The organism is Rhizobium sp. BK379 (genome assembly GCF_014193955.1).
Lineage (GTDB): Bacteria > Pseudomonadota > Alphaproteobacteria > Rhizobiales > Rhizobiaceae > Rhizobium.
Genome location: NZ_JACIAD010000001.1, coordinates 1,735,283 through 1,755,551, shown reverse-complemented (window position 1 = coordinate 1,755,551; position 20,269 = coordinate 1,735,283). Strand labels below are relative to the sequence as shown.

The following is a 20,269-nucleotide window of genomic DNA, read 5'->3' as shown; positions in this document are numbered from 1 at the left end:
CGTTATCGTCCTTCGCGCCACCACATGGCGCCAAAGGCAAGAAGCAGAATGCCGACACCTGCAAAGCCTGCGAAGAGCGGCAAGGTGTTGATGCCCTTCAACACGGTCTCGTTGGTCATGCGGATCTGCATGCGGTCATTGTCGGTGACGCGTACCTGACCCCGCACGGGAAGGATCGGCGGGACACTGATGGCGCCGGCATTGTTGACGACACGGGTCACGAGGCCGCGGCTCTTGTCGGTGATAGGCTTCAGAGCCGCCGTCGTCGAGATCATCGCCTTGAATTCCGGGGCATCGACGGCTCCGACATGGGCGAGTGTCGTCAGGTCGCCATTGCGGATTTCGAAAAGGCCGATCTCGTCCATGCGCTTTTCGGCCTTGTAGAGGCCGGGCTCGGTCTGCGTCAGCGGCAGGTTCTCGGTCTTGCCCGAGGGGTAGCGCACGACCGCGTCACCGGGAGCATCGCCGATCGTCTGGCGGGTGATTTCCAGCGTGCGGCCGGAGGTGCGGGCCGTCAGTGCCTCTTCTTCCAGCGCCGGTTCCTTCATCAGCCAGTGGGCGATGCGACGATAGAGCGAGACATGCGGGCCGCCGCCCTCGAAGCCACGCGCCCAGAGCCAGCCCTGGTCGGAAAGCAGCATGGCGACCCGTCCCTGCCCGGCGCGGTTGAGAACAAGCAGCGGATGGTTGTCGGCGCCAACCATGACGGTCTGGCCCTGTGGCCGGTCGACATCGACGCTGCGGAACCAACGGCCCCAATGCGGCGGCTCGTCGCCGGAGCCGTCAAGCCCGCGCGTGACAGGATGCTTGCGGCCCTGTTCTGACAGGCGGGGGTAGAAGGCTTGCTCGATCATCCGGCCGGTCGGCTCTGCCGGCAGCACGGAGGCGAGCGGCGTCATGGCGATCGATTCCGGGCTTGCATGCTCGGGGCCGGCGGCAATCAGCAGCGCGCCGCCGTTTTCCACGTATTGCGCGATGTTATCGTAATAGAGCATCGGCAGCACATTGGCGCGGTCCTGATAGCGGTCGAAGATGATCAGATCGAAATCCTTGATCTTGTCGACGAAGAGCTCTCGCGTCGGGAAGGCGATCAGCGACAGCTCGTTGATCGGCGTGCCGTCCTGCTTCTCCGGTGGGCGCAGAATGGTGAAATGCACGAGATCGACCGACGCGTCGGATTTCAGGAGGTTGCGCCAGGCGCGCTCGCCGGCATGCGGTTCGCCCGAGACGAGGAGGACACGCAGGTTCTGGCGGATGCCATCGATGATGTGCACGGCGCGGTTATTGGCATCCGTCACCTCACCGGGAATACCGGCAACGGAGAATTCCAGCACATTCGGGCCACCGCGGGCCACCTTGAAGGAGAAGGGTGTATCCTGGCCAGGCGTTGCCTGAAGGGTGGCGATCTCGTCGCCATTAAGGCGCACCGTCACATTTGCCGTGCCGCCCGGGCTCGGGCCGTCGTCGAAGACCCGCAGGACGAGCTGCTGCTCCTCGTTGACGATGCCGAAGCGGGGGGCCTTGATGACTTCGATGCGGCGGTCGAACTCGTTCGGCTTGCCGGTGATCAGGCCATGGATCGGTGCGTCGAAGCCGAGCGCCTGATTGACGCCGGGCACATCATGCACTTCGCCATCCGTCAGCATGATCGCGCCGCCGACGCGCGAAGGCGGCACATCGGCGATCGAGGCCGAGAGCGCATCGAAGAGACGGGTGGACGGCACATCGGAATTGCGGTCCTCGTTCACGTCCACGAAACGCGGCTCGATTTGCGGAAAGCGCGCCAGCTGCGTCTTCAGAGAGGCGAGCGCCTCATCGGTCATCGTCATGCGATCGGCCGTCTGCTGGCTCTGGCTGCGGTCGACGATAACGGGGACGATGGTCGACAGCTGATCGCGGTCTTCCTGCAGCAATACCGGGTTGGCAAGTGCTGCGAGGAGGGCGAGAGCGGCAAGCGTGCGAATCCACGCGCCGCGAATGCCGCGCCAGATCGCGAATATTGCGATCAGAAGGACGATGCCTGTCAGCACCGCCAGAAAGGGCCAGGGAAGGAAAGGCGAATAATCGATCGTCATGTCACTGCCCCAGCCGTTCGAGCAGGTCGGGCACGTGGACCTGGTCCGTCTTGTAGTTGCCGGTCAGCATGTACATCATGATGTTGACGCCTGCGCGGAAGGCATATTCGCGCTGCGTTTCATCCGGCGGCACAGTGGGCAGGAGCGGTGTGTCATTATCGTCGACGGCCCAGGCACCGGCAAAATCGTTCGCGGTAATCAGGATCGGCGAGACGCCGTCTGCGGCAGCGGCCGGCCTATTGGCATTGCTCTGGTTCTGACCTCCCTGCCGCGCTTCGATCCAGAGCGGGCTGCCGGCGTAGCGGCCGGGGAAGCTGGACAGCAGATAGAAGGACTTGGTCAGCACGTGGTCGTGCGGTACGGGTTCCAGTGGCGGAATATCCAGATTGGCGAGGATCTGCTGCAGGCGCTGACCGTTGGCAGTCGTGTCGCTGCCGCCTTCGAGAGAGTCGATCTGGTCGCGCGTATCGAAAAGCACCGTTCCACCGTTGCGCATGTAGGCGTCGATACGGCTGATGGCGGCGTTGGACGGCATCGGCGCAGTTGCGGAAACAGGCCAGTAGATGATCGGGTAGAAGGACAGCTCGTCCTTGTTCAGGTCAACGCCGACGGGCGGAGCCGGCTCCAGCGTCGTGCGGTAAGTCAGGAATTTCGTGAGGCCGTCGAGCCCCTCTTCGGAAATATTGTCGACATCCTGTTCGCCGGTCACGACATAGGCGAGATGGGTATTGTCCAGCCGCTGCATGATGATGTCGTCGCCCGGCTGGGTATCATTGGCATGCGAGATGTCTGGCCGCAGCATGAGGCCGGCCGCAAGCGCCACGGCGATCGTCGCGGCAGCCCTGGCGCGCGGGCGCATGCGGGAGAAGGCGCCGTTCATGAAGAGCACGATCAGGCTGTCGGCGAGGAGCAGCAGGAAGGCGATGAAGAAGAGCAGGGGCTTGGCAGACCAGCTTTCGCCGCCGATGAGACCGGCGCGGACGACATTTACGCCAGCAATGTCGAGTGGTTTCAGGTTCGCGTTTTCGGGCAGCACGTTGAGTGCCGCAAAGCCATCTTCCGAACCGTAGAGGCCGGGCGGGTTGTCAAAATTGGCAAGGGGTGCGGCCTTGGCATTCGGTATCAGCGGACGGGCATTGCCGGTTTCCGTCACCAACGTGCCCTTGGCCGTCAGCATGCGGAAGGGCGGCAGGGTTTCGGCGACACGCGCGCTGCCTGTCGATTCCGAGGTCACGCCGCCAGAACGCGAGATCTGGATGAGGTGTCGCAGCATTTCGACGAAAGTGCCTGAAATCGGCAGGTTCGACCAGGTGGCTTCGGCGCTGACGTGGAAGAGAACGATCTGGCCGGCATTCATCTTATTCATCGTTACGAGCGGCGTACCATCGGCAAGGCTTGCCCATGTGCGTTCGGCAAGATCAGGCGTCGGCTCCGCCAAAACCTGACGGTTGATCGTGACGTCGGTCGGGCGCGGTATGCCGGCAAACGGGCCGAAAGCGGGGAATTCGGCAAGCGCCTGCGGTTCGCTCCAGGACAGGCTGCCGCCAAGCGCCCGTTCGCCTTGTCGCAAAGTGACCGGGATCAGCGGGTCTTCGGCAGGGGCTGCAGCCAGGCGCGGGCCGGCAAAGCGCAGCAGCATGCCGCCATTCGATATCCAGCGCTGCAGAGGCGCGTAGGTATCCTCCGGAAGACGGCCGATATCGGCCATGATGATGACGGAGGGATTGTTGGCGAGCAGTTTCGGGATGGCGACCGAAAGATTGGCATCGGTCGGCCGCACCAGGTCCGCATAGGGTTCAAGCGCCCGCTGAATGTAGTAGAGCGGGGATAGCAGCGGCTGGAATTCATCGCCGCTTTCGCCCGACAGCAGCACGACCCTGCGACGCTTGAAGGCATCGTCGAGCAAATGCACGGCGCCGGCGGTGGCGCCAGTATTGATGCTGACGCGGGCAAAATCGTTGCGCATCTCGAAAGGAGCGGAAATGCCGGCATTGACGGCTGTCTCGCCGGGGGCGAAATCTGCCCTGCCGGTGGCGATCACGCGGCCCTGTGCGTCCTGCGCGTTGAGGGGGACGGAGATCGCGCCACCGGGGCTGAGGCGGGTCACTTTGACCGTCATCGCGTCAGCCGCATTGGCGGCGCCGGAGATTGCGACCGTCTGGGCCGCATCGCCTTCGATCACGCGCAGTTCGGTGGGCTGAAGGTCGGAGAGTTGACGCACGATGGCGTCGTTATCACTGCTTGCCGCGCCGTCGGTGAGGAAGACAAGCGTACCCGGATGCGTGCCGTTGAGCGCCGAGCGCAGGGCCTCGAATGCCCGTTGGCGATCGGGCACGAGCGGCTTCGGCTGGGCGGCACGCAGTTTTTCGCGGGCGGCCGAGGCCGTCCCGGGTGTCGCGTCGTTTGTGGGCTCTGCGGTGAAGGCGACCGAGACGACAGCACCGGCGGACTCGGCATCGTCGATCAGTGCGTCGGCCGTCTGGACACGGCGCTCCCAGTCGGGTGCCGAAGCCCAGCTATTGTCGACGAAAAGGACGAGCGGACCACCGGACGCAAGCGTGCTGGTCCGCGGATTGAAGACCGGATCGGCGATCGCAAAGATTATCGCGGCGGCCAGAAGCATGCGCAGCAGCGTCAGCCACCAGGGGCTTTTCGCCGGCGTTTCCTCGCGCTTCAGCACGGTCGCGAGGATCTTCAGCGGTGGGAAGACTTCTGCCTGCGGACGCGGCGGCGTGAGCCGGAGCAACCACCAGATAACGGGAAGGGCAATCAACGCGCCAAGGATGGCGGGATAGGCAAAGGCGAAAGGAAGAGCGCTCAAAGCTGTCCTCCATGCGTTGCCTTTGCCGGCATTCCCGAAAGATACATGTGGATTGCGACCAGCGCTTCGGACGCCAGGTGATCGGTGCGGTGGCTGACGAAGGTCCAGCCGAGATGGCGCAGTGATTGACCGAGGTTTTCGCGCCGGGCGAGATATGCGTTGCGATAGGCTTCGCGCAGGCTCTCGGCTCGTCCGGAGGTCAGCCTTTCGCCGGTTTCCGGATCGGTGAATTCGGTGCGGCCGTTGTAGGGGAAGATTTCCTCGGCCGGATCGGCGATTTCGACTACATGGCCGCGCAGGCCGCGGCGGGCAAGCGGCCCGAGACGGGCCATAATGGCGGGTGCATCATCAAGAAAATCACCGATGAGGATGAGATCGCTCCAGCCGCGCACCATCGCAGTTTCCGGCAGGCCGCCGGTCAACGGCGTGTGCATCAGGACAGCTGCAAGCCTTTCGGCGGCGTTGCGGGCGGAGACGGGCTCCATCACCCCGGGACAACCGATACGCTCCCCGGAGCGGGCGAGGATCTCGGCCAGCGCCAGCATGATGACCAGCGCACGGCTCTCCTTCGATGCGCTGCCATAGGTCGACTTGTACATCATCGAGGGCGACATATCGGCCCAGAGCCAGATCGTGTGGGCGGCCTCCCATTCGCGGTCGCGCACATAGGTATGGTCGTCGCGGGCGGAGCGTCGCCAGTCGATGCGCGACAGGCTTTCGCCTTCGCTATAGGGGCGGAACTGCCAGAAATTCTCGCCGATGCCGCGTTTGCGTCGGCCATGCCAGCCGGCAATCACGGTATTGGCGATACGCTTGGCTTCAACCAGGCAATCCGGCACGAGAGCGGCCCGCTGCCTTGCGCGGGAAAGGGCATCATTGCCTGACGTCGGGTTGACGATCTGTCCGATGGATGCCACGCGCTACGCTTCCTTATCCCTTTGCCTGCTTGACCAGTCCGGCGATGACGTCGCGCACCGACATGCCCTCGGCACGGGCGGCGAAGGTCAGGGCCATTCGGTGCTCGAGAACGGGCTCGGCGAGTGCGTAGATATCGTCGAGCGAGGGTGCCAGACGGCCTTCGTAGAGCGCGCGAGCGCGGGCGCAGAGCATCATCGCCTGGCCGGCGCGCGGGCCGGGGCCCCAGGCGACATGCTTGTCGGTGGAGGCATTGCCCTGGCCCGGGCGGGCTGAGCGTACGAGCGAGAGGATGGCATCGACGACGGTGTCGCTGACCGGCATCTGGCGGACGAGCGTCTGGATTTCGGACAGACGTGCCGCATTGATGACCGGTTCCGGCTTGGCTTCGGTGAGACCTGTGGTCTCCAGCAGGATCTGGCGCTCGGCGGCAAGTTCAGGATAGTTGACATCGACCTGCAGAAGGAAACGGTCGAGCTGGGCTTCGGGAAGCGGGTAGGTGCCTTCCTGCTCCAGCGGGTTCTGCGTTGCCAGAACGTGGAAGGGCGAGGGCAGGTCATAACGCTGGCCGGCAATGGTGATATGATATTCCTGCATCGCCTGCAGCAAAGCAGACTGGGTGCGTGGCGAGGCGCGGTTGATTTCGTCAGCCATCAGAAGCTGGGCGAAGACGGGACCCTTGACGAAACGGAAGGAGCGGCGGCCACTGTCGTCCTGGTCCATGACTTCAGAGCCAAGGATATCAGATGGCATCAGGTCGGGGGTGAATTGGATGCGGTTTGCAGCAAGGCCGAGGACTTCGCCAAGCGTCGTCACGAGCCTGGTCTTGGCAAGGCCGGGAACGCCGACGAGAAGGGCATGACCACCGGAGAGAACGGCGAGAAGCGTATTTTCAACCACGCTTTCCTGACCGAAGATGACTTTGGAAACTTCCGTGCGGATGGCGGCGATATCGGATAGCGCTCGTTCTGCGGCGGCGACAATCGCCTGTTCATCGAGGCTGGCTTCGGTCTTGATCATACCCACGGGCGTCTCCAACGGCTGAAATCATTCGGCTGCGAATCGTCTGATTTTACTAGGCGTGCCTCATACCCGATACAGTTATGAAGATGTTGCGGGCTGACAAGTTTGTTTCAAATGACTATCTCGTGACTTATTTCGTTAAGAGCAAACCGGGACAGAAGAATGGCAGCCGAGGAAATGAAGCATATGGCGGATGCAGCGGGGCTTGCCGCGCTGATTTCGCGCGCTTCCGAGGCGAAATCCGGAAAAAAGCGCGGGTTGCCGCCTGTCGAGAAATGGAATCCGCCCTTTTGCGGCGATATCGACATGGAAATCAGGGCGGATGGCACCTGGTTCTATATGGGCACCCCGATTGGCCGGCAGCCGCTGGTTCAGCTCTTTTCCACCGTTTTGAGGAAAGATGAAGACGGCAAGACCTACCTCGTAACTCCTGTGGAAAAGGTCGGCATCAGGGTCGTCGACGCGCCCTTTGTCGCCGTCGAGATGAATGCGAGCGAGAAGGACGGACAGAAGGTTCTGACCTTCCGCACCAACGTCGGCGATGTCATAGAGGCCGGCAAGGATCATCCTCTGCGTTTTCCAGGGCATGGGCCGGGAGATGGGCCAGCAGATGGGAAAGACAGCGAACTGAAGCCCTATCTGCATGTGCGGGGGCGGCTTGAAGCGCTCGTGTCACGCGCCGTGATGTATGAAATGGTAGAACTCGGGGAAGTGGCCGAGGTTGCCGGCCGGGATATGTTCGTCGTTCGCTCCGGCGGCGAGATCTTTCCGATCATGCCGGCGGATGAACTGGAAGCAGCCTCCCGATGAGCGAAGCGATCAGCAGGATCTATCCCCCGTTTTCGGCTGCCGAGTTCCGCCGCCGCGCGCTCAATCAGGTCGGCGCGCCTGTCGACCATGCCTGGCGCGACCATGGCGACCATGTGCTCAATCCCGATATCGTGGCGCTGGCCGAGACCTTGAAGCTGCGCGATGCGGCCGTATTGGTGCCTGTCGTCGACGATGGCGATGAGGCGAAGGTGATCTTCACCAAGCGGACGTCGACGTTGCGCAAGCATTCCGGCCAGATCGCCTTTCCCGGTGGTTCGATCGATCCGGACGATGTCTCGCCCGAGAAGGCCGCGATCCGCGAAACCGAAGAGGAGATCGGCCTTGACGGCGGTTTCGTCGAGACGGTCGGGCGGTTGCCGAACTATCTGTCATCCACCGGGTTCCGTATCACGCCCGTCCTCGGCGTGGTGCAGCGCGGTTTCTCACTGCAACTCAATCCGATCGAAGTGGACGATGTTTTCGAGGTGCCGCTTTCCTTCCTGATGAATCCGGCCAATCACAACAGGGACAAGCGCGTTGTTGATGGCATCGACCGGCATTTTTATCGCATGCCATATGAAACATGGATGATCTGGGGCATCACCGCCGGCATCGTCCGCACGCTCTATGAAAGGCTCTATGCATGACCTCAGTGGTCGATCAGCCATGGTTTCAGGATCCGGCGCTCGGCCGCGTCTTTGCGCTCCTGAACGCCGATGGCGGAGAAGGGCGCGTTGTCGGCGGTGCCGTGCGCAACAGCCTGATGGGGCTTGCGGTCGCCGATATTGATATCGCAACAACCCTGCTGCCGGAGACCGTGATGGAACGGGCGGCTGCGGCCGGCATCAAGGCGGTGCCGACAGGCATCGCGCATGGCACCGTGACGCTCGTCATCGACGGACGGCCCTTCGAGGTGACGACGCTGCGCACCGACGTGGAGACGGATGGACGCCGCGCCAAGGTCGCTTTCAGCATGGACTGGCAGTCCGATGCCGAGCGGCGCGACCTCACCATCAACGCGCTTTATGCGAATGCCTCGGGTGAGGTGATCGATCTCGTCGGAGGACTTGCCGATATCGAGAAGCGCAACATCCGCTTCATCGGCAATGCAGCGACGCGGATCGAAGAGGATTATCTGCGCATTCTGCGCTTCTTCCGCTTCTTTGCCTGGTATGGTTCCGGCCGGCCCGATGCGGAGGGACTGAAGGCCTCTTCGGCTGCAAGGTCGAAGCTGAAGACACTGTCGGCCGAACGGGTCTGGTCTGAACTGCGGAAGCTGCTCTCGGCCGAAGATCCAGGCCGGGCGCTTCTCTGGATGCGACAGGTTGCGGTTCTCTCGGAAATCCTGCCGGAAACGGAGAAATGGGGCATCGATGCCATTCCGGCGCTCGTTACAACCGAAAAAGCGCTGGGCTGGACGCCTGATCCCCTGCTGCGGCTTGCCTCGATCGTCCCGCCCGATGCGGCGCGGCTGGAGGAATTGGCCGCACGGCTGAAATTCTCAAATACGGAAGCGGCCTATTTGCGGGCCTGGGCGAAGGCTGCTCCGGTCAATGACGAGATTTCCGCCGCAGCCTTCGAAAAGCTGCTCTACAGAGACGGCCCAGACGGTATCGTCGTGCGGCTGAAGCTGGCGCTTGGCGTTGCCCGCGGCAAGGCAGAGAATGGCAGTTTCGATGAGATGAGCCGTTCGGCGCGGCTTTCAAAGCTTCTGGATCATGCGCGTATCTGGAAAAAACCGCAGTTTCCGTTGAATGGTGGGGACGTGATGGCCACAGGCATACCGGCCGGCCCGAAGGTCGGCGAAATCCTGTCGACCTTGGAAAACCAGTGGGTGGAAGAGAATTTCGTCTCCGACCGGGCGGCATTGCTCGCCCGGCTCTCGGAGATTGCAGGTTGAGGTCAGGCCGCGTTCGCCTCGTCGCGGATGCGGGCCTTGATATTGTCCACCATGTTTTCGCGAATGGTCGTTTCGCCGTGGGCGGTTCTCATATGCTCGACGGCGCGGCGAACAACTTCAGCATCATTATCGGCCCTTGTGTGCCAATCGCATCCGGGAACGAGCGTACCGCATTCGAAAAGTCGCATGGTCTTCTCCTGTCTCTGAAATGCAGAACCATCGCGCTTTCGCGCGACTGGGGAATGTGCGGCAATGGAGAAGGTTCCGTCGGAGGAAAGCTCCGGCCGACCTGGAAGTCGGCCGAAAGGCTCTGTTATTGGTGGGGCATTGCCCAGGCCATGTAAGTGTCCGAAAGGTGTGCGGGCTTGTTGCTGTTGGCAGCACCTGTTGCCTGCTGTTCAAGTTCTTCCGGGGTCTTGCCGCCTGCGAGCTGCAATTTCACCTGCTCGACAAAGCAGGACAGCGGCAGGTCGGAGCCGCTTTTCGCTCTCAAGTCTTCGGCGATGCGCGTTAGAAACTCGGGCGCTTCGATTGCGCGGGACGTTTCCTGAACACCTGCAGAAGCAGGGGGGCTGCTTTGTACCGTCATGACAATCCTCCTCCGATTGTAACGCACAGAAGCTAATTTAGGACGCACTCAGTTCTGATGAAGGCCTTTCAACGCGATTTTACCGGAATTGTGTTTCAAATTTATCAGCGTGCCGGTCTTTGCCTGCACGCTTGGCGCTGGCTTATGGCCAGCGCACGACGGGTGGCAGCGAAGAGAGAATGGATTCGACATTGCCGCCGGTTTTCAGGCCGAAGATCGTTCCCCGGTCGTAGAGCAGATTAAACTCGACGTAGCGACCACGGCGAATCAATTGTTCGTCACGGTCGGCTTCCGTCCAATCCTTGTTGAAGTTTGAACGGACGATCTTGGGGTAGACCATGGCGAAGGCCCGGCCGACATCCCGCGTGAAGGCGAAATCGGCATTCCAGCCGCCGGCTTCCTCGGCGGAATGCAGCCAGTCGTAGAAGATGCCGCCAACGCCACGCGCTTCATTGCGATGCTTCAGGAAGAAATAATCGTCGCACCATTTCTTGTAGGCGTCGTAATCGGCGACCGTATGGTTGCGGCAGGTGATTTCCATGGCCTTGTGGAAGAGCAGCGTGTCCTCGTCCTCCTGCGTGCGGCGGCGAGAGAGCACCGGGGTCAGATCAGCGCCGCCGCCGAACCAGCGGCTGGTGGTGACGACCATGCGGGTGTTCATGTGAACGGCCGGCACATTGGGATTGACCGGATGGGCGATCAGCGAAATGCCTGACGCCCAGAAGCGCGGATCCTCACCGGCGCCTGGTATCTGCGCCCGGAAATCCGGCGAGAACTCGCCGTAGACGGTGGAGGTGTGCACGCCGACCTTCTCGAAGACCCGGCCTTCCATCATCGACATGCGGCCACCGCCACCTGCACCGTTTTCGCGCGACCAGTCCTTGGCGACGAAACGGCCGGGCTCCTGATCGGATAGCGGGCCTTCGAGTTCGTCTTCCAGTGCCTCGAAGGAAGAGCAGATCGTGTCGCGCAATCCTTCGAACCATGTTCGGGCGGCGGTCTTCTTGTCCTCTATGTCTTCGGGCAGGCCGATCGGCAGTTCCGGTCTTTCCATGCGATTCGCTCTTTCCTGATTATGACTATCGTTTAGCAGGTGCAGCAGGCGCCCGCCAGCACAGGGAGGCAGCTGCAAGGGCTTGCAAGATTCGACTCGCAAAGGGGCGATTTCGATACTACCTTTCGATCAAGAGGTAGGTTTTATGGCGAAAATTCCGGGGCCTCCGCCCTTTGAAGGCTTGAAGCGCAGGATCGCAAAGCATCGGGCAGAAGCGTCCGCCCGTCAGAAAGATCACTTCGTCCGCGAGACCTATCGGATGGGGCTTCTGGAAGCCCGCGCCAAGGCGCGCGAATGGTTCGATGAATATCCCAAAGCTGCCTACTGGACAGAGGTGGAGAGCTGGCGCCAGCTTGAAGGCGACCAGATCGAATTCACCATGCGCCGCCTGCCATCCGCCGACTGACCTTATTCCGCCGCATCACGCAGACGGCTTTCGATCAGCAAGCCGCTTTCATCGAGGATCGGGTGCGCTACCGAGACGATATGAGCGTTGATACGCTTCAGATCCCGCAGCATGTCGAGATGGAGTGAGCTCGTCTGCAGGCTGTCGGCACGCCCGTCACGAAGCCGCTCGAGATGTCGCTCGGCAGATTGCTTCTCCATGCGGCGGACCTCGACCTTCACTTCCATCATCTGTTTGGCAAGGTTGAAGTCGCGGGTGACGAAGATCGTCTGCGCGACGCGCAAGTTGTCGATCGTCAGGTCAAACAGCTTGTGCAGTTCCCTGTAACCATCCTCCGAGAATTTCAGGCCGAGCGAGACCTTCTTGCCGACCTGTTCCAGCAGGCCCTTCTCGATGATGTCGCCGATGTGCTCGAGATTGATCGCGTAGTCGATGATGACGATCGAGCGCCGTGCATTCTCGTCGCTCAGGCCGACGCGGCCGAGCTTGGAAAGATAGATCTTCACCTCCTGTTGCAGGAGATCGACCCTCTTCTCGAGAGATGGGATCTCGGCCAGCTTCGACATGTCGTTGTGCTGGAAAGCTTCCGAGCTGCGCATCAGCATGCGTTCGATCAGGTCGCCGACACCGAGCACTTCGCGGGTGGCACTCGCAAGCGCCACCACGGGTGTGGACAATTCCTGCATGTCGAGAAACTTCGGCCCCTGATCCGGCTGAACATCGTCGGGCACGAGGCGGCTGGTCAAAGCGGCAAGCATCGGGGAAAAGGGCCACGCGACGGCGGCGAGCAGGATATTGAAGATCAGATGCGTATCGACCGGCAGTTTGGAAGGGCCAAAAGGCAGCATTTCGAGGAGCGGCGCCGCGTAGCCGGCAAGCGGCAACGCCACGAGGCAGCCGGCCGTACGAACGATAAGATTGCCAAGCGTCACCCGCCTTGCCGATGCCGGACCGGAAAGGGTGGCGATGACAGGCGGGATTGCGCCGCCCAGGTTGGCTCCAAGCACGAGAATGACGATCAGTTCAGGCGAGACGATGCCGGTCGAGGCCAATGAGAGGATCAACACGACGACGGCGAGACTGGACGACGAGATGAAGGCGAGGGCCGCCGAAAGGGCCAAAGCGACCGGCCAGGCATCTCCGAGAAGGCCGATGAAGGCGGCCAGCGCCGGAGAGCTGCGCATCGGTTCCGTCGCGTTGCTGAGCAGATGCAGGGAGAGCAGCATCAGGCCGATGCCGATCATGGCCGCACCTCCGCCGTGGCGGGCAGCAGACTTGCCGCGATAGAGCACGATGCCGAGGAGGATGAGAAGCGGCGACAGCCACTCGATGCCGGTTGCGACGATCCAGGCGGTCACAGCCGTTCCGACATTGGCGCCGAGCAACACGATCTGCGCCATGCGCGGCTTGATGAGATCGCGCTCCACGAAAGACGCCGTCATCAGGGCCGTCGCCGTCGAACTCTGAAGGGCGATGGTTGCCAGGAAGCCTGACAGGATCGAGCGTGGGCCGCTCGCCGTGCCGGTTGCAAGCCCGGTCCTCAGACGTGCTCCGAAAGCGCGCGTGACGCCGTCCTTGACCTGTGCTAGGCCGAAGAGCAGCAGCGCGATCGCGCCGAACAGATTGATCATGACGATTGTGGATTCCATGGTCCTGGTCTTTTTCTTCTTCTTGAGAAGCTTTTCCCGATTCTACATTTGCGCAGTCGAGTAAATTATTGGAATCTCACCGCTTGTGCAGATTTATTGATTGCCTGGCTAATTAATATAGGCGATTTCGCGTCGATTCAAAGCGGTGTTTGCGACATCGAGGCCGCCAAGCATCGGCATGGGTGCAGGTTCACGACCAGGCGGTCTGGCGCATTGCCTCGCCTGTTATCATTGCGGCGGAGACGGCGAGGTTGATCGAACGCTGGCCTTCCACCATCGGGATCAGGACGCGCCCATCGGCACGTTCATGCACGTGGTCGGGAACGCCGGCGCTTTCACGGCCGAAGAGCAGGATATCGTCGGTGCGGAAGGCGAAATCCGTGTAGCGCTGCGATGCTTTCGTCGTGGCGAGGATCAGGCGGCGGCCGGTGGCTGCACGCCATTCCTCGAAGCGGTCCCAATTGACATGGCGCGTGAGTGCGGCAGCGGCCAGATAGTCCATGCCCGCGCGCTTCAGGTTGCGATCGGAAATGTCGAAGCCGGCCGGTTCGATGATGTCGACTGCAAAGCCAAGGCAGGCGGCTAGGCGCAGGATTGTGCCGGTATTGCCGGGAATATCGGGCTGGTAGAGCGCAAGCCTGAGGTCTGCCATGGGAAGTTGTCCGTTGCGATGATGCAAAAATGGCCTATCCGAACTGTGATTTTGACGCAACAGGACGTTTTTTGACCATTTGATGGTCATTTTCCGATGCGGCGGGGCTGGAAATTTGGGCATTTTCGCGTTATCGGTGCATATCTTCAATCGCCAACAGGGAGCGCCGACATGGATATTTTTGTGCTGATGCGTCTCCCGCCTGTGATGCCGCTGTTGGTGATCTGGCGCGTATAAAGCGCTTTTCTTCCCTAATTGCCCATTTGATTCATTGCGCGGCCGTTATGGCCTCGCCCCTTGAGCCTCCGGTTCCCATATGTGCTTGCATGCGCCCCTGCGGGCGCGAAGACGGGGCCGGAACGCGGAAATTCCGGAGCGATTTTCATGTTTGGCTGGTTCGAGCAGCGACTTAATCCCTTTCCGAGCGAGGAGCCGGTTGCTCCCCCGAAAGGCCTTTTTGCCTTCTGCTGGCACTATACGAAGCCGGCGGCAGGATGGCTTGCACTCATGGCCGTTCTGACGGCGACGATCGCCATCGGCGAAGTGGCGCTGTTCCAGTTCCTCGGCGATATCGTCGACTGGCTGACGAATGCCGACCGCGCGACCTTCCTGCAGAACGAAGGCCACAAGCTCATCTGGATGGGTGCGCTGGTGCTGATCGGCCTGCCGCTCGTTGCCGGTCTCGATTCGCTTATCATGCACCAGATGATGCTCGGCAATTACCCGATGATCGCGCGCTGGCAGATGCACCGCTTCCTGCTGCGTCACAGCATGACCTTCTTCGCCAACGAGTTCGCCGGACGCGTTGCCACCAAGGTCATGCAGACGTCGCTTGCCGTGCGCGAAACGGTCATGAAGATCCTCGACGTCTTCGTCTATGTCGTGACCTATTTCCTTTCGATGATCGTCATCATAGCGGCCGCCGACTGGCGGTTGATGCTGCCTGTCCTCGCCTGGCTTGGTATCTACATCGGTATCGTTGCCTATTTCGTGCCGCGGCTTCGCAAGATCGCGGCCCAGCAGGCCGATGCACGCTCGCTGATGACGGGCCGCGTGGTGGACAGCTATACGAATATCGCGACCGTGAAGCTGTTTTCCCATGCCGGCCGTGAAGAGGTCTATGCGCGGGAAAGCATGGACGGGTTCCTGGATACGGTTCACCAGCAGATGCGCAAGGTGACGCTCTTTCACATGAGCGTCTATCTGAACAACTGCATCTCGTTGTTCGTCATCTCCAGCCTGTCGATCTATCTGTGGCTGAACGGTACGATCTCGGTCGGCGCGATTTCCATCGCCATTGGTCTTGCGATGCGCGTCAACGGCATGTCGCAATGGATCATGTGGGAAGTCTCCGCGCTCTTCGAAAACATCGGTACCGTCTATGACGGCATGGAGATGATGTCGAAGCAGCACGATATCGTCGACAAGCCGGGCGCCGCCCCACTGACGGCGAAGAAAGGTGCGATCCATTACGACCGGATCGGCTTCCACTATGGCAAGGGCAAGGGCATCATCGAGAACCTGTCGCTCGACATCCGAGCCGGCGAAAAGGTCGGTCTCGTCGGTCGATCGGGTGCTGGCAAGACGACGCTGATGAACCTGCTCCTGCGGTTCTACGATCTTGAGTCCGGGCGCATCACCGTTGATGGACAGGATATTTCTGCGGTGTCGCAGGACAGCCTGCGTGCGCTGATCGGCGTGGTGACGCAGGATACCTCGCTCCTGCATCGCTCGATCCGCGACAACATCGCCTATGGTCGCCCGGATGCGAGTGACGAGGACATCATCGAGGCGGCAAGGCGGGCCAACGCCTGGGAGTTCATCGAAGGGCTTGTCGACATGCAGGGCCGCAAGGGGCTGGATGCACAGGTCGGCGAGCGCGGCGTCAAGCTTTCCGGCGGCCAGAGACAGCGTATCGCGATCGCGCGTGTCTTCCTGAAGGATGCGCCAATCCTGGTGCTCGACGAGGCGACCTCGGCGCTCGATTCCGAAGTGGAAGCGGCGATCCAGGAAAACCTCTTCGCGCTGATGGAAGGCAAGACCGTTATCGCGATCGCTCACCGCCTGTCGACGCTGACGGAGATGGACCGGTTGATCGTGCTCGACAAGGGCCGCATCATCGAAAGCGGCACACATGCCGAATTGGTGAGCCACGGTGGCATTTATGCCGACCTCTGGACCCGCCAGTCCGGCGGCTTCCTTGCCGATCACGAGGAAGAGGCTGAAGTCGCAGCCCAATAAAAAAGCCCTTCCCGCATGAGCGGGGAGGGCTTTTCCTTGTCCGGCCATATCGCTAGAGCGTGCGGACCCGATCCGCGCAGAGACTATCGGCCCAGTCGATGACGCGATGATGTTCCACTACCATGATTGAGTTCGAGGCAAGCGACTGCAGCGTGAAGATGCGCTGCCGCTCTTCCCGTTCGATCCAGCTCGCGATCGCCTCCGTCACGATGCTGTCGCGTGGCACATCGAGCGCGTCGGCCAGGGCGTCGAGCTTTTCCGCAAGGGGAAGCGGAAGATGCGCATTGAGCGTTTTCGTTTCCATATCCGCGGTCTCCGGTAAGTAGCGATCATGGCACGAGATCGTGGTCGCTGCCACCCGTATCAATGGTGATGACGCCGATATTACCGATCATTACCAAAATATAAGGTTTTGGCGGCCCTATATTCTCTTTGCCACAATTCTGAACGGGCCTATATCGCGGTGATGCTGCTCACTCCGATCCTTCGCCTGTTCGAAACCTGGATAGATCCCTTCCGCGCTCGCGACAATCTTCAGCCGCCGCGCAGTACATTTGGATTCATCGCCTTCTATATCGGCCAGGCCAAGTGGCCGTTTATCGCCATGCTGATCCTCGGGGGCATGTCGGCTGCGATCGAAGCGGCGCTCTTCTGGTTCGTCGGCAGGCTCGTCGACATCCTCAGCACGATCAAGCCGGGAGCCGGTTGGAGCACGCTTCTGGCCGCCCATGGCGGCGAGATCTTCGGCATGCTGGCACTGATCGGCATCGTTCGCTTCGTCGTCGCCTTCCTGATCGCGCTCATCGACCAGCAGGTGATTACGCCCGGTTTCTATAATCTTGCGCGCTGGCAGTCCTATCTGCATGTGTCGCGCCAGTCGCTCGCCTTCTTCCAGAGCGATTTTTCCGGGCGCATCGTCACCAAGGTCTGGTCAGCGGGCCAGGCGACGGGCGATCTCGTGACATCGCTGATGGAAAGCGTCTGGTTTGTCGGCATCTATGCCGTCACCACGCTGGTTCTGGTCGGGCAGCTTGATTTCTCACTGGCTGCGGTGGTGCTCTTCTGGCTGGTGGCGTTCAGCGTGCTTGCCCGCTATTTCGTGCCGCGTATCCGCTATCATTCGCGTGAAACCGCTGAGGCAGCCTCGCTGCTCAATGGCCGCATCGTCGATGCCTACAGCAATATCCAGACGCTGAAGCTCTTCGCCCGCGACGAAGAGAGCGATCGCTATATGCTCAATGGCTTCAACACCTATCAGGACACGGTGCTGCAGTTCACACGCTTCATCACCGGCGTGCGCGCTTCGATGGCGCTGCTTTCGGGCCTGATGATCGTGACCATGGCCGGAATCAGTGTGGATCTCTGGCTGCGCGGACTGATCAGTTCCGGGGGCGTCGCCTTCTCGCTGACGCTGGTTCTGAGACTGAACTTCCTGCTCGGACGTCTAATGACGCAGTTCAACGGCATTATGCGCAATCTCGGCACCATCCAGAACGCGGCCGAGCTGATCTCCCAACCGCTGCATCTCGTCAACCGCCCCGATGCGAAAGAACTCGTCATCAAGCAGCCAGGCATCCGTTTCGAGAACGTGTCTTTCCATTACGGCAAGGAGAATGCCGTCATCGACAAATTTTCGCTGACGATCCGTCCGGGCGAAAAGGTCGGCATCATCGGCCGCTCCGGTGCGGGCAAATCGACGCTCGTCAACATTCTCCTGCGCCTCTACGATCTCGAAGGCGGGCGCATCCTGATCGACGGGCAGGACATTGCCGGCGTCACCCAGGAATCGCTGCGCATGCAGATCGGCATGGTCAGCCAGGATACGTCGCTGCTGCATCGCTCCGTGCGGGACAATATCCTGTTCGGTCGGCCTGATGCCGGTGAGGAACGGCTTGTCGAGGCCGCCAGACGCGCCGAGGCGCTCGATTTCATCGAGCGGCTGCGAGACCAGCAGGGGCGCAAGGGTTTTGATGCCCATGTCGGCGAACGTGGCGTCAAGCTTTCGGGCGGCCAGCGTCAGCGTATCGCCATTGCACGGGTGATGCTGAAGGATGCGCCGATCCTCGTTCTCGACGAGGCGACCTCGGCGCTCGATTCGGAAGTGGAAGAGGCGATCCAGTCGAACCTCAATCGCGTGATGGAAGGCAAGACGGTGCTTGCGATCGCTCACCGGCTTTCGACCATCGCCGCGCTCGACAGGCTTGTCGTGATCGATCGCGGCAAGATCATCGAGGAAGGCACGCATGATGCGCTTCTGAAACAGGGCGGCCTTTATGCCGAGCTCTGGGCACGCCAGTCCGGCGGCTTCCTCGCTTCCGACGACGACGATACGCGTTCAGTGTTCGCGAACGAAATCGCTGACTAGGCCGTAATGGTTCGAGCCGAAGCTGTCTTCCAGACGGCTCGTCGAGCGGATGAGCAGCGGCGGCCTTGCGAAGATATGGTCGATGCTGATGCCGAATGAACCGGCGCTGACGGGCCAGGTGGTTGGTTCCGGGAAATCCGTCTTCAGTCCCGTTCCGCGCAAAAAGTGCTGGATGGTCGGCGCCAAGATTGAAGAATTGAAATCTCCGGCAACCACCAGTGCGCCTGTATGAGGCTTCATGAAAGCGGTGAGATCCTCGAGCTCGTCAGCCTGAAAATCATCAAAATACGGCTTGGAGAGATGGGGGAAGAGCAGATCGACAGGCGTCCCGTCGAAGTCGATCGAAATCGACACGAGCCGCTGTTTCCAAAGCTCGCCAATGTCGCGGATCTCCTGCCGGGCAAAGGGACGTTTCGACAGCACGAGCGTATCGCATGTCGCGCTCGCATCGCAGCCGATCCGGTAGGGATAGAGCTGCTGAAGCCGTGGCAACTGCGCGAAGACCGGCTCGGCCTCCATGATGTCGACCACGTCGGCGCCCGAGGCCAGAATGGCATCAGCAATCCGCCCGCCGTTTTCAAAATTGTCATTCTCAATATTGAAGGACATGAGCCGGAAAAGGCGAGGGGCGTTCTCCGAAGGCGGCTTGCCGGCGAATTCGCGCAGCATGATGACGCCGTGGATATTCAGGAAGGTTGCCACCGCCAGCATCAGGAACCCATACCAGTGCCGCTTGAAAAAGAGGGCAATAACGGCACCGACAGCACAGATGATGCTGAGATGAACCTGGAAGCTGTAAACGAGCGAAAGCAGCCAGAAATCGGTAAGATAACGGAGCGAAACGAGGGCGAGAACAATGGTGATGAGGACGCTCAATACGCAGAAAACAGTATGCCTCATCGGCGCAAATCCAAATTCGTATGGCAAACTCACCAGCGCCTAACACGCGCCCCAGTTTGTTGCAATGCAGCAAAGTTGCAAGCCAGTGATTGCCTTAAAAAATTCACTCAAATTTCCCGCGACATTGTGCCCCCATCCCCTTGTCAAGGCTGGACATAATTTGCGATCAAGCATAGAACGCGCCGGATTGGTGGGGAATCTATGGCCGAAATATGTTCTGATAGATTCGCCGCCTCTGGAGGGGCAGGGCGGAATTCCGCGACAATTGCGCAGAGGATGGTTAAGCCGTGAGCGAACACGTAACGACAAGCGAGGCTTCAGAGCCCACTCGCCGTGATTTCCTTTATCTCACCACTGGCATGGCCGGTGCGGTCGGCGCCGTTGCGGTTGCCTGGCCGTTCATCGACCAGATGCGTCCGGATGCGTCGACGCTCGCGCTGGCTTCCATCGAAGTGGACGTCACAAGCCTTACGCCCGGCATGTCGCTGACTGTCAAGTGGCGCGGCAAACCGATCTTCATCCGCAACCGCACACCGGAAGAAGTCACGGCTGCAGCCGATGTCCAGCTGTCGGACCTCAAGGATCCGATCGCCCGCAATGCAAACCTTCCTGCCGACGCGCCTGCAACGGGCGATGACCGCTCCGGCGGCAAGGGCAAGGAAAACTGGATCGTCATGATCGGCACCTGCACCCATCTCGGCTGCGTTCCGCTCGGTCAGGCCGGCGAATACAATGGTTGGTTCTGTCCCTGCCATGGTTCGGTCTACGACACGGCCGGCCGTATCCGCAAAGGCCCGGCGCCGCAGAACCTGGCGATCCCGACCTTTTCATTTTTGTCCGACACAAAGATCAAGATCGGTTGAGGGGAG

18 protein-coding genes are annotated in these 20,269 nt (G+C 60.9%); 7 read left to right on the top strand and 11 right to left on the bottom strand.

From position 1 onward, the window contains the following. Positions 1–2: 2 nt before the first annotated feature. From FHT93_RS08975 to FHT93_RS08960, 4 genes are read right to left on the bottom strand one after another with little or no spacing between them, the layout of a single operon-like run. Entirely contained in the window at positions 3–2,075 is a 2,073-nt protein-coding gene (locus FHT93_RS08975; protein ID WP_112543538.1) for a hypothetical protein, read from the bottom strand. A gap of 1 nt (position 2,076) precedes the next feature. Beyond that, on the bottom strand, positions 2,077–4,896 hold the full coding sequence (locus tag FHT93_RS08970) for a DUF4159 domain-containing protein (protein ID WP_112543539.1): 2,820 nt from the start codon (positions 4,894–4,896) through the stop codon (positions 2,077–2,079). Then, positions 4,893–5,813, bottom strand: a complete 921-nt coding sequence (locus tag FHT93_RS08965; RefSeq protein ID WP_112543540.1) for a DUF58 domain-containing protein — start codon at positions 5,811–5,813, stop codon at positions 4,893–4,895. The genes FHT93_RS08970 and FHT93_RS08965 overlap by 4 nt, the downstream gene beginning before the upstream one ends. A gap of 13 nt (positions 5,814–5,826) precedes the next feature. Further along, positions 5,827–6,837 carry a MoxR family ATPase gene (locus FHT93_RS08960; protein WP_113016487.1) on the bottom strand — a complete coding sequence of 337 codons (1,011 nt, stop codon included), beginning with the start codon at positions 6,835–6,837 and terminating at the stop codon, positions 5,827–5,829. A gap of 159 nt (positions 6,838–6,996) precedes the next feature. On the opposite strand from FHT93_RS08960, the gene FHT93_RS08955 reads away from it, so the two are divergent. Genes FHT93_RS08955 through FHT93_RS08945 form a run of 3 tightly spaced genes read left to right on the top strand, consistent with a single transcriptional unit; the run spans position 6,997 to position 9,544 of the window. Continuing rightward, a complete protein-coding gene (locus tag FHT93_RS08955) occupies positions 6,997–7,644 on the top strand; it encodes a DUF1285 domain-containing protein (protein WP_183847146.1) in 648 nt (215 codons plus the stop codon). Then, positions 7,641–8,291 (top strand): CoA pyrophosphatase, encoded by a 651-nt coding sequence (locus FHT93_RS08950; protein WP_113115275.1) that lies wholly within the window; start codon positions 7,641–7,643, stop codon positions 8,289–8,291. Before FHT93_RS08955 ends, FHT93_RS08950 begins: the two co-directional genes overlap by 4 nt. Further along, positions 8,288–9,544 (top strand): CCA tRNA nucleotidyltransferase, encoded by a 1,257-nt coding sequence (locus FHT93_RS08945; RefSeq protein ID WP_183847144.1) that lies wholly within the window; start codon positions 8,288–8,290, stop codon positions 9,542–9,544. Before FHT93_RS08950 ends, FHT93_RS08945 begins: the two co-directional genes overlap by 4 nt. 2 nt (positions 9,545–9,546) lie before the next feature. Here FHT93_RS08945 and FHT93_RS08940 read toward each other — a convergent pair whose 3' ends face one another. The 3 genes from FHT93_RS08940 to hemF all read right to left on the bottom strand — a co-directional run bounded on the left by FHT93_RS08940 (position 9,547) and on the right by hemF (position 11,187). After that, complete coding sequence (locus FHT93_RS08940; RefSeq protein WP_007824454.1) at positions 9,547–9,732, bottom strand: DUF1059 domain-containing protein; 186 nt, start codon at positions 9,730–9,732, stop codon at positions 9,547–9,549. A gap of 125 nt (positions 9,733–9,857) precedes the next feature. After that, positions 9,858–10,133 carry a hypothetical protein gene (locus FHT93_RS08935; RefSeq protein ID WP_112543545.1) on the bottom strand — a complete coding sequence of 92 codons (276 nt, stop codon included), beginning with the start codon at positions 10,131–10,133 and terminating at the stop codon, positions 9,858–9,860. Between the two features lie 142 nt (positions 10,134–10,275). Next, a complete protein-coding gene (gene hemF, locus FHT93_RS08930; RefSeq protein ID WP_113016492.1) occupies positions 10,276–11,187 on the bottom strand; it encodes an oxygen-dependent coproporphyrinogen oxidase in 912 nt (303 codons plus the stop codon). A gap of 145 nt (positions 11,188–11,332) precedes the next feature. Here hemF and FHT93_RS08925 point away from each other — a divergent pair, with 145 nt between their 5' ends. Next, positions 11,333–11,593 carry a hypothetical protein gene (locus tag FHT93_RS08925; protein WP_112543547.1) on the top strand — a complete coding sequence of 87 codons (261 nt, stop codon included), beginning with the start codon at positions 11,333–11,335 and terminating at the stop codon, positions 11,591–11,593. Positions 11,594–11,595: 2 nt separating this feature from the next. On the opposite strand, the gene FHT93_RS08920 is transcribed toward FHT93_RS08925, so the two are convergent. Together FHT93_RS08920 and FHT93_RS08915 are read right to left on the bottom strand one after the other, a co-directional pair. Beyond that, positions 11,596–13,242: a Na/Pi cotransporter family protein gene (locus FHT93_RS08920; RefSeq protein ID WP_112972204.1), complete on the bottom strand. Its 1,647-nt coding sequence runs from the start codon at positions 13,240–13,242 to the stop codon at positions 11,596–11,598. A gap of 190 nt (positions 13,243–13,432) precedes the next feature. Continuing rightward, positions 13,433–13,894, bottom strand: coding sequence for a tRNA (cytidine(34)-2'-O)-methyltransferase (locus tag FHT93_RS08915; protein WP_113016493.1), 462 nt, complete (start codon positions 13,892–13,894; stop codon positions 13,433–13,435). Between the two features lie 384 nt (positions 13,895–14,278). Here FHT93_RS08915 and FHT93_RS08910 point away from each other — a divergent pair, with 384 nt between their 5' ends. Then, positions 14,279–16,135 carry an ABC transporter ATP-binding protein gene (locus FHT93_RS08910; RefSeq protein ID WP_112543550.1) on the top strand — a complete coding sequence of 619 codons (1,857 nt, stop codon included), beginning with the start codon at positions 14,279–14,281 and terminating at the stop codon, positions 16,133–16,135. Between the two features lie 52 nt (positions 16,136–16,187). Here the strand turns inward: FHT93_RS08910 and FHT93_RS08905 are convergent, their stop codons facing one another. After that, positions 16,188–16,439: a ribbon-helix-helix domain-containing protein gene (locus tag FHT93_RS08905; RefSeq protein WP_112543551.1), complete on the bottom strand. Its 252-nt coding sequence runs from the start codon at positions 16,437–16,439 to the stop codon at positions 16,188–16,190. Positions 16,440–16,601: 162 nt separating this feature from the next. Between FHT93_RS08905 and FHT93_RS08900 the strand changes: the two genes are divergently transcribed. Next, positions 16,602–18,500, top strand: coding sequence for an ABC transporter ATP-binding protein (locus FHT93_RS08900; protein WP_112543552.1), 1,899 nt, complete (start codon positions 16,602–16,604; stop codon positions 18,498–18,500). Here the strand turns inward: FHT93_RS08900 and FHT93_RS08895 are convergent. Next, the gene (locus FHT93_RS08895; protein WP_113016494.1) at positions 18,471–19,400 is read right to left on the bottom strand and encodes an endonuclease/exonuclease/phosphatase family protein; all 930 of its coding nucleotides are present in this window, start codon (positions 19,398–19,400) and stop codon (positions 18,471–18,473) included. The genes FHT93_RS08900 and FHT93_RS08895 overlap by 30 nt on opposite strands. A gap of 287 nt (positions 19,401–19,687) precedes the next feature. On the opposite strand from FHT93_RS08895, the gene petA reads away from it, so the two are divergent. After that, positions 19,688–20,263, top strand: coding sequence for a ubiquinol-cytochrome c reductase iron-sulfur subunit (petA, locus tag FHT93_RS08890; RefSeq protein WP_113016495.1), 576 nt, complete (start codon positions 19,688–19,690; stop codon positions 20,261–20,263). Positions 20,264–20,269 lie beyond the last annotated feature (6 nt).